This window comes from Streptomyces sp. S6 (genome assembly GCF_054880855.1).
Map to the genome: position 1 here is coordinate 1 of NZ_JBTYMC010000285.1, position 8,663 is coordinate 8,663.

Here is an 8,663-nt window from a genome sequence, read left to right on the forward strand (position 1 = left end):
CTCACCCGAGAGACTCTCTCAGGCTTTCCTCCGGGCAGTTTCCCTTCGGTCTTGCGTTTCCGACTCTATCAGATCTTTTTCCGATCCGATTTCCTCGGTGCTTTCCGGTTCTCGCTCTCCGCTTTCGCTTCGGGCGTTTCCCTTTCGGCGTTTCCGACTCTATCAGATCCTTTCGGCGTCTGATTCCCAGTCAGAGGGGGGTTGTCTTCCCGGCTGTTGGGCCGTTCCGACGTCTCAAACCTTAGCGGATCCGCTCGGCGATTCCCAATCGGGGGCCGAGTCCCGAATCGAATTGAATTCGAGCATGCGGACATGCCGAATTCGCTCCGTCAGGAGTGATCTTGCTGAGGTGTGAGTGCCGCTCGCGCGGCGGGAGTGCTACCGGAGAACCGTTACGGCTCTGTGGCAACTCGAAGAACCTTACGGATCGCCCAGACCCGTGTCAAGGCGCCCTGTCAAGATCTTTTACTCAAGATCGCTGAGACGGCCCCCGGCATCCGGCTGAGCGTGCTCCACCCGGCGTAGCAGCCTGGTCAGAACCTCACCCAGCGTCGCGCGCTCGCCCGGGGAGAGGTCCTGGAGGAGGTCTTCCTCGAAGACGGAGGCGAGGCGCATGGCCTCCAGCCACATCTCGCGGCCCTCGGGGGTCAGCTCGACGATGACGCGGACGCGGTTGGACTCGTCGCGCTCCCGGGTCACGTACCCCTCGGTGACCATGCGGTCGATCCGGTGGGTCATCGCGGCCGGCGTGAGGCCGAGGCGCTTGGCGAGGTCGCCGGGGCCGAGCCGGTAGGGGGCGCCGGCGAGGACGAGGGCCTTGAGGACCTCCCAGTCGGCGTTGGAGATGCCGAGCCCCGCGGTCTGGCGGCCGTAGGCGACGTTCATCCGGCGGTTCAGGCGGGAGAGGGCCGAGACGATCTTCTCGACCTGGGGGTCGAGGTCGCGGAACTCGCGCTGGTAGGCGGCGATCTGCTCGTCGAGAGTCGGTTCACCGGGGGTGCCGGGGGTTTCGCCCATGCCGTGAGTATCGCATGGGGCTGTTGGCGTTCAAGTTCTTCAAGGTGTACGGTTTAGCTTGAAATTTTATCTTCGAAGTCTTTGTTGCTAAGTCCTGGACCTAGCAACCATCTAAGAGAGGTGAACGTGACCAGGGAGAAGGGCGCGGCGATGCGCCGGATCCACGTCGGCAACGCACTCAGCGCGTTCGGGCTCGGCTTCACCGTCCCCTACCTGTACGTCTACGTGGCGCAGGTGCGGGGGCTCGGTGCCATGACGGCGGGGCTCGTCCTCGCCGTCTTCGCCGTGGCCGCGCTGATCGTGCTGCCGTTCGCCGGGCGGGCCATCGTCCGTCGCGGCCCGCTTCCGGTGCTGCTCGTCGCCCTGGTCACCGCCGCGCTGGGCGCCCTCTCGCTGGGTCTCGCCGCGCGTGCCGGCGCCGTCCTCGCCGCAGCCGCGCTGCTCGGGGCCGGGCAGGCCGTGATGCAGCCGGCGCTGGCGACGATGATCGTGGACTGCTCGACGACGGAGACCCGGTCGCGGGCGTTCGCCATGCAGTTCTTTCTCCAGAACCTCGGTCTCGGCGTCGGTGGCCTGATCGGCGGTCATCTCGTCGACGTGTCGAAGGCGTCGTCCTTCGTGCTGCTGTTCTCGATCGAGGCGGCGATGTTCCTGCTGCTGGCGGTCGTGATGACGACGGTCCGGGTGCCGCACGCCCCGCAGGTGGCCGACGCTCCGCAGTCCGCGAAGGCGAGCTGGCGGGCGATGCTGGGCAACCGCGCGATGGTGCAGTTGCTGGTCCTCGGGTTCGTCCTCTTCTTCGCCTGTTACGGGCAGTTCGAGTCGGGGTTGAGCGCGTACGGGGTGGAGGCGGCCGGGATCTCGCCGTCGACGCTGGGGACGGCGCTCGCGGCGAACACGGCGATGATCGTCGTCGCGCAGTTCGCGGTCCTGCGGTTCGTGGAGCGGCGTCGGCGGTCCCGGGTCGTCGCGGCCGTGGGGCTGATCTGGGCCGTGGCGTGGGCGGTCGCGGGGTATGCGGGGCTCGGGCACGCGAGTGCGGAGATCGCGACGGCCGCGTTCGTGTCGACGTACGCGCTGTTCGGGCTCGGTGAGGCGATGTTGTCGCCGACGGTCGCGCCGCTGGTCGCCGATCTCGCGCCGAGCGGGCTCGCCGGGCAGTACAACTCGGCGTTCGCACTGGTCAAGCAGCTTGCGCTGGCTGTCGGTCCGGCGGTCGGCGGGCCGATGGGGGCCTCGCTGCACGCGCCGTACATCGTGACGTTCCTGCTGTTCTCGCTCGGCATCACGTGGCTCGCGCTGCGGATGGGCCGGCAGCTGACCGCCGTCCAGGACCAGCCGTGGCTCGCGCGGAACCGGGTGGTCGCGCGGGGCGGGGCTCAGGTGGAGTCGGTGAACGCCTGACGGGAACGCACCCGCCGCAAGCGGGGCTGCGGGCCGAGGCGGTACGCGAACAGAGCGCCCCCGCCCGGAGCGCCTGCCGCGAGCGGAGGCTGCGGGCAGGGGCGGCGCACGCACAGGGCGCCGGACCGAAACGCCCGCTGCGGGTGGAGGGCTGCGGCCTGTCCGTAGTGGGCGCGGGCAATTGGCCTGTCGTGCGTTCCACGGCACCCACGCCCATCCGCTACGCCGCTCCGCCCACGCCCATCCGCAGCGGGCGGGGCTTGGGCGCCTCAACGCCGTCCGAAGCTTGCCTCGCGTCCGGCACGCGGGGCGAGCGGCCCGCCGCTACCAAGCAAGCCCCCCTCCCTCTGCCGCCGGGCGAACCCCCTCGGCCCGGCCGGCCCGCACCTGCCCCGTCTCAGGGCCGTCGTCACTGCTGCGACGGCCCTTTGCCGTCCCCCCTCTACGGCAGCGCGAACTCGCACCACACCGCCTTGCCGCCGCCCGGCGTTCTGCGGGCGCCCCAGTTGGTGGCGATGGTGGCGATGATGGCGATGCCTCGGCCGCATTCGTCGGCGGGGTCGGCCTGGCGGCGGCGGGGGAGGTGGTCGTCGCCGTCGGTGACCTCGATGATGAGGCGGCGGTCGGTGCGGCGCAGGCGCAGGCGCATGGGTGGGGTGCCGTGCTGGAGGGAGTTGGCGACCAGTTCGCTGGCCGCGAGGACTCCGTGGTCGTGGAGGTCGGGCGGGAAGCGCCAGCTCGTGAGGACGCCGGAGGCGAAGGCTCGGGCTCGGGGGGCCGCTTCCACGCCGCCCAGCAGCTCCAGTGCCGCGTTGCGGAAGAGTTCGCTCTCGGGGCCGGTGCGGCTGGGGTGCTGGAGGACGAGGACGGCGACGTCGTCGTCGTGGTCGGCGGTCACGCCTGCTGAGCGGACCAGGCGGTCGCAGACGACCTGGGGGGTGCCGGTGGCGCCGGAGAGGGCGTGTTCGAGGGCCTCGATGCCTTCGTCGAGGTCGGCGTCGCGGCGTTCGACCAGGCCGTCGGTGTAGAGGACGGCGGTGGAGCCGGGGCCCAGGGGAATGGACGTCGAGGAGTGCATGAGGCCGCCGGTGCCGAGCGGGGGGCCGGTTGGTTCGGGGGCGCGGGTGACGGTTCCCGACTCGTCGCGGACCAGGATCGGGAGGTGGCCGGCGGAGGCGTAGACGAGGCGGCCCTCGTTGGGGTCGTGGACGGCGTAGACGCAGGTGGCGATCTGGTTGGCGTCGATCTCGGCGGCGAGGCCGTCGAGGAGCTGGAGGATCTCGTGCGGCGGGAGGTCCATGCGGGCGTAGGCGCGCACGGCGGTGCGGAGCTGGCCCATGACGGCCGCCGCGCGCACGCCCCGGCCCATGACGTCGCCGATGACGAGGGCGGTCCGGCCGCCGCCGAGGGTGATGACGTCGTACCAGTCGCCGCCGACGGCCGCCTCGGTGCCGCCCGGGTGGTAGACGGCGGCGATGCGCAGGTCGTCGGGTTGTTCCAGCTCCTGGGGGAGGAGGGAGCGCTGGAGGGTGACGGCGGTCTCGCGCTGGCGGCGTTCGCTGGCGCGCAGGCGCTCGGCGGCCTCGGCGTGGTCGGTGACGTCGACGGCGAAGATCAGGACGGCGTCCTTCTCGCCACCGTCGCCTTCGGTGACCGGGGTGCAGGTGAACGTGTAGGAGCGGCCGTCGGGTGCCTTGCGGGACTTGAGGGTGCGGGGTCGGCCGCTGCGCAGGGCCTGGTCCAGGAGGGGGAGCAGGCCGAGTTCGGAGAGTTCGGGGAGGGTGTCGGCGGCGGGTTCGCCGGGCGGGCGGGCGCCGAAGGCGGTGGTGTAGGCGTCGTTGACGTAGGCGAGGCGGTGGTCGGGGCCGTGGACGAGGGCGACCAGGGCGGGGACGCGGTCGAGGACCTCACGGGCGGGGAGGGCGTCGACGGCCTGGGTGGTCCGGGGCTCTTCCGGGTCGGTGAGGTGTTCGGCGCGGGCCGCGGGGACGGAGCCCTCGCTGCGCCGGTCGGTGGTGGCGTGCGGGTGTTCGGCCCGCGCGGCGGCGCGGCGCTGCGTTCCGGGGAGCCGGGCGCTCCAGCGCGTGAAGTTCACGAATCCTTGCCTCGTGTAGTGGTGGTCGGCCGGCTCCGGGGCGGCCGTGCGGCGGGGACACGCCTGGTGGGGGACAGAGGTCTGGACAGCGGGCGGTAGGAGGGCGGTAAGAGGGTTGTCGGGATGAAGTGTGGCAGTGCGGGCGTCGGGCCTGGTATTCGTTCGACGCCGGGGCGTGCGGGGGAGTTCCTGGATCGGGTGAGGACTACTCCTTCGGGTTGTCCTCGTCGTCCTGGTCAACCGGATTCCCGTGCGGACCGGTCTTGTTGTCAGAAGACTTTCCACCGGCGGCGAGTTCGAACTCCGCGCGCGGATGTTCGAGGGAGCCGAGGGAGACGATCTCTCTTTTGAAGAGTCCGGAGAGGGTCCACTCGGCGAGCACGCGTGCCTTGCGGTTGAAGGTGGGGACGCGGCTGAGGTGGTAGGCGCGGTGCATGAACCACGCCGGGTACCCCTTGAGTTTGCGGCCGTAGACCTGGGCGACGCCCTTGTGGAAGCCCAGGGAGGCGACCGACCCGGCGTAGGTGTGCGCGTACGGCTGGAGGGGTTCGCCTCTGAGGGAGCGGGCGAGGTTGTCGGCGAGGACTTTCGCCTGGCGGACGGCGTGCTGGGCGTTCGGCGCGGTGTGGGTGCCGGGGGTGGCGGTGACGTCGGGGACGGCGGCGGCGTCTCCGGCTGCCCAGGCGTGCGGGGTGCCGTCGACCGTCAGTTCCGGGGTGCAGCGCAGGCGGCCCCGGTCGGTGCGGGGGAGGTCGGTCGCGGCGAGCAGGGGGTGGGGTTTGACGCCGGCGGTCCAGACGATCGTCCGTGTGGGGAAGCGGGAGCCGTCGCTGAGGACGGCGGTGCGGTGGAGGCAGGATTCGAGGCGGGTCGTGAGGCGCAGCTCGATGCCCCGGCGGCGGAGTTCGCTGATCGTGTAGCGGCCCAGGTCGGGGCCGACCTCGGGGAGGATGCGGTCGGACGCCTCGACGAGGATCCACTTCATGTCGTCCGGTGTGACGTTGTGGTAGTAGCGGGAGGCGTAGCGGGCCATGTCCTCCAGTTCGCCGAGGGCCTCGACGCCCGCGTAGCCGCCGCCGACGAAGACGAAGGTGAGGGCGGCGTCGCGGACGGCGGGGTCGCGGGTGGAGGAGGCGATGTCCATCTGTTCGATGACGTGGTTGCGCAGGCCGATGGCCTCTTCGACGGTCTTGAAGCCGATGGCGTGCTCCGCGAGGCCGGGGATCGGGAGGGTGCGGGAGACGGAGCCGGGTGCCAGGACCAGTTCGTCGTACGCCAGTTGACGCGGGCCGGTGCCCTCTTCCGCCGTGGCGAGGGTGGTCAGGGTCGCGGTGCGGGCGGCGTGCTGGACGGCGGTGACCTCGCCGACGACGACGTGGCAGTGCGGCAGGACGCGGCGCAGGGGGACGACGACGTGCCGGGGGGAGATCGAGCCGGCCGCGGCCTCGGGGAGGAAGGGCTGGTACGTCATGTACGGGTCGGGGGTGACGACCGTGATCTCGGCCTCCCCACGCTTCAGTTCATGCCTCAACTTCCGCTGGAGTCGCAGTGCCGTGTACATCCCGACGTAGCCGCCGCCGACAACGAGAATGCGCGCACGTTCCTTCACCACCCCATGACGCACCCGACACGGGAGTTTGTCCACAGTCCCGGCGCGCAGCGGGGTGCGCGCCCCGGTGTGGCAGGGGCCTGCCACACCGCTGGTGCGCGGGCCGGGCGCGCAGGTCAGGGCGGGTGCGCCGGGGTGTGCGGGGGTGCGCGACCGGGACAGATCGCCGGTGTACTCCGATCGGGCGGCTTACCCTGCGGAACGTGCCTCTTCTGAATTGACTACAGCTCAACTATGTTCGTGTGTCGACGGGGTGTAGGGGGAAGTGTGCCGTCCGACTGCGCGACACGCAGGAGCGGTGCGCTGCCGCCGGTTTTGCGCGCCTCGGCGACCGATCGCGGTTCATACGACGGGATCGCGGTTCAATGACGGGGAAAGTCTCCGGGGGGAGACGACATTTACCGGGGGATCATTGATGCACATTCAGGACTCGCAATGGTCTACGGCGTCCGCTCTCGCGAGCGGCGCCATGATGAGCGCGACGGGGGGCGGCCGTGGGGAGTCCTCGCGGACGGCTCCGTTGCGCGTGGACGCACAGCGCAACCTTGAGCACGTCCTGCGGGCTGCTCGTGAGGTGTTCGGGGAGCTCGGTTACGGGGCTCCGATGGAGGACGTCGCTCGTCGGGCCCGCGTGGGGGTGGGCACGGTGTACCGGCGGTTCCCCAGCAAGGACGTGCTGGTCCGGCGGATAGCCGAGGAGGAGACCGCGCGGCTCACGGATCAGGCGCGGGCCGCGCTCGGGCAGGAGGACGAGCCGTGGTCGGCGCTGTCCCGGTTCCTGCGGACGTCCGTCGCGTCCGGGGCGGGGCGGTTGCTGCCGCCGCACGTGCTGCGGGTGGGGGTGGCCGAGGAGGAGGCTCGGGTGCCGCAGCAGCGGTCGCAGCCGGGTGGGGGGGAGTTGCGGCTGGTGCCCGAGGAGGTGCTGGACCATCCTGGGGTGGGGTCGCTGCTGGAGGTCGTGGGGCAGTTGGTCGACCGGGCGCGGGCCGCCGGGGAGTTGCGGGCGGATGTGTCGGTGTCCGATGTGCTGCTCGTGATCGCGACCGCGGCGCCGTCCCTGCCGGACGCTGTGCAGCAGGCGGCGGCTTCGGCTCGGTTGCTGGACATCCTGCTGGAGGGTCTGCGGTCGCGTTAGGGGGTGGCGGGTTCGGTAAGACGGCGGGTGCGGGCCCGTCGTGGCCGTTCGCGCAGTTCCTCGCGCCCCCCTGGCGCGAGGAACTCACCCTGCACTCGAAAAGGTGAACTCTTCGGCCCGCTTCCCCTAGTACAAGGGAACGGGCCACGGCCACGGACGAGTGGAAGGCTCGAACGAGAGGGGACCGGGTTCATGGCGGTATGGCACTCTTGGCCGGTGTTCGGGACTGGACGGGCTGGCGGCGGGGGCTTTCCGCGATGAGTGTTGACGGGCGGGACGAGTCACGTGGTGAGGGCGAGGCGCTGACGTCGCCGCAGGTGCCGAGCCAGTGGGACCGGCGGGACGACGGGGTGCTGCCGCCCCTCAGGGAGCTGCCCCCGGCCGACGCCGAGCTGATCGGGTCGATGCGGGCGGGGGACGACTCGGCGTACGCGGAGCTGTACCGCCGGCACGCCGACGCCGTCCGCCGCTACGCCCGTACCTGTTGCCGGGACGGGCACACCGCGGACGACCTCACCGCCGAGGTGTTCGCGCGGATGCTCCAGGCGGTGCGGGGTGGTTCGGGGCCCGAGTACGCCGTCCGCGCCTATCTGCTGACGTCGGTGCGGCGGGTGGCCGCGCAGTGGACGCAGTCGGCGAAGCGGGAGCAGCTCGTCGACGACTTCGCGGTGTTCGCGGCGCAGGCGGCGGCCGGGCGGGCGTCGGAGGTCGGGGACGACGACACTCTGGAGCTCGGCGCGGACGTGCGGGCGATGCACGAGGCCGAGCAGTCGATGGCGATGCAGGCGTTCCGGTCGTTGCCGGAACGGTGGCAGGCGGTGTTGTGGCACACCGAGGTGGAGGACGAGTCGCCGAGCGAGGTCGCGACGCTGTTCGGTCTTGACGCGAACGGGACGCGGGTGCTGGCGTCCCGGGCGCGGGAGGGGTTGAAGCAGGCGTATCTCCAGGCGCACGTGTCGGCGACGCTGACCTCCGACGAGGAGTGCAGCCAGTACGCGGACCAGCTCGGATCTTATGCGCGGAAACGGTTGCGGACGCGGGCCGAGCGGGGGTTGCGCAAGCATCTGGAGGAGTGTGCGAAGTGCCGGCTCGCGGCGCTTCAGATCGAGGAAGTGGCGAGCGGGATCCCGGCGGTCGTGCCGGTGGCGGTCATCGGGTGGTTCGGGGCTGCCGGGTACGCGAAGGCCGCGGCGCTCATCGCGGGGGGTGTGGGGGCGGGGGCTGCCGGGGTCGGTGGCGCTGCCGCTGCCGCGAACGGGGGGTCGTCGGCCGGTGGGGCGGCGGCTTCCGAGGGGCTCGGGCACTCCACCATCAAATGGGCCGACGCACAGGTCTCCCACCGCTTCTTCGGTGGCCCTCCTCCCGTCAAGCCCCCCAAGTACGGCATGGCCCGCGCCGCCCAC

The 8,663-nt window shown here is 71.3% G+C and carries 6 protein-coding genes; 3 read left to right on the top strand and 3 right to left on the bottom strand.

All coding sequences use genetic code 11. The annotated features are described in order from the left end of the window. Window positions 1–465: 465 nt before the first annotated feature. Window positions 466–1,017: a MarR family winged helix-turn-helix transcriptional regulator gene (locus ACVNF4_RS28355; RefSeq protein WP_461805729.1), complete on the bottom strand. Its 552-nt coding sequence runs from the start codon at window positions 1,015–1,017 to the stop codon at window positions 466–468. Between the two features lie 120 nt (window positions 1,018–1,137). Between ACVNF4_RS28355 and ACVNF4_RS28360 the strand changes: the two genes are divergently transcribed. Next, complete coding sequence (locus ACVNF4_RS28360) at window positions 1,138–2,421, top strand: MFS transporter (RefSeq protein WP_461805730.1); 1,284 nt, start codon at window positions 1,138–1,140, stop codon at window positions 2,419–2,421. 442 nt (window positions 2,422–2,863) lie between these two features. Here ACVNF4_RS28360 and ACVNF4_RS28365 read toward each other — a convergent pair whose 3' ends face one another. Beyond that, on the bottom strand, window positions 2,864–4,516 hold the full coding sequence (locus tag ACVNF4_RS28365) for an ATP-binding SpoIIE family protein phosphatase (RefSeq protein WP_461805731.1): 1,653 nt from the start codon (window positions 4,514–4,516) through the stop codon (window positions 2,864–2,866). 205 nt (window positions 4,517–4,721) lie between these two features. Next, window positions 4,722–6,128 carry an NAD(P)/FAD-dependent oxidoreductase gene (locus tag ACVNF4_RS28370; protein WP_461805732.1) on the bottom strand — a complete coding sequence of 469 codons (1,407 nt, stop codon included), beginning with the start codon at window positions 6,126–6,128 and terminating at the stop codon, window positions 4,722–4,724. A gap of 412 nt (window positions 6,129–6,540) precedes the next feature. Here ACVNF4_RS28370 and ACVNF4_RS28375 point away from each other — a divergent pair, with 412 nt between their 5' ends. Together ACVNF4_RS28375 and ACVNF4_RS28380 are read left to right on the top strand one after the other, a co-directional pair. Continuing rightward, on the top strand, window positions 6,541–7,260 hold the full coding sequence (locus ACVNF4_RS28375) for a TetR/AcrR family transcriptional regulator (RefSeq protein WP_461805733.1): 720 nt from the start codon (window positions 6,541–6,543) through the stop codon (window positions 7,258–7,260). Between the two features lie 257 nt (window positions 7,261–7,517). Beyond that, on the top strand, window positions 7,518–8,663 hold a 1,146-nt coding region (locus ACVNF4_RS28380), incomplete at its 3' end, for a sigma-70 family RNA polymerase sigma factor (protein ID WP_461805734.1).

Coding starts and splice junctions, on each gene's coding strand:
- ACVNF4_RS28355 (WP_461805729.1), bottom strand. CDS start 1,017: ATGGGCGAAACCCCCGGCACCCCCGGTGAACCGACTCTCGACGAGCAG.
- ACVNF4_RS28375 (WP_461805733.1), top strand. CDS start 6,541: ATGCACATTCAGGACTCGCAATGGTCTACGGCGTCCGCTCTCGCGAGC.